We start from the raw sequence: 741 nt of genomic DNA, 5'->3' as shown, positions 1-741 counted from the left end.
TATCAGTGTAGCGCTCTAACCAACTGAGCTATAGGACTGTCAACTTTGCCAAGACTTACGTCCCAGCGTCATCTTTCTCTCTTTAGACCGGCCTCCCGGTACGTAAGATCTATATATAAACATAATCTCAACAGCAGCACAAGGCGATCGATACCTCGTATGACCGGACATCGCCGACACTTGGCCAGCGACGGAATCCTTCGCTCCAGAAAGGAGGTGTTCCAGCCGCACCTTCCGGTACGGCTACCTTGTTACGACTTAGCCCCAGTCACCAGTTTTACCCTAGGCCGATCCTCGCGGTTACGGACTTCAGGTACCCCCGGCTCCCATGGCTTGACGGGCGGTGTGTACAAGGCCCGGGAACGTATTCACCGCGCCATGGCTGATGCGCGATTACTAGCGAATCCAGCTTCACGGAGTCGGGTTGCAGACTCCGATCCGAACTGAGACGTGGTTTGGGGATTCGCTCCCTGTCGCCAGGTGGCCTCCCTTTGTCCACGCCATTGTAACACGTGTGTCGCCCCGGATGTAAGGGCCGTGCTGATTTGACGTCATCCCCGCCTTCCTCGCAGCTTACGCTGGCAGTCCCACCAGAGTCCTCAGCATCACCTGTTAGTAACTAGTGGCAAGGGTTGCGCTCGTTATGGCACTTAAGCCGACACCTCACGGCACGAGCTGACGACAACCATGCAGCACCTCGCAAATCGCTATTGCTAGAGGCTCTGTTTCCAGAGCGGTCGA

General features: G+C 56.1%; 1 rRNA gene (cut by a window edge). It reads right to left on the bottom strand.

The features are described 5' to 3' along the window. Positions 1–209: 209 nt before the first annotated feature. Positions 210–741: ribosomal RNA gene (locus tag DW033_RS07990) — 16S ribosomal RNA — on the bottom strand (it continues 1,094 nt past the right edge of the window).

This window comes from Parabacteroides sp. AF39-10AC (assembly GCF_003635405.1).
GTDB lineage: Bacteria > Bacteroidota > Bacteroidia > Bacteroidales > Tannerellaceae > Parabacteroides > Parabacteroides distasonis.
The sequence above is the reverse complement of the archived record's forward strand: the minus strand, read 5'-3'. Positions and strand labels throughout refer to the sequence as shown.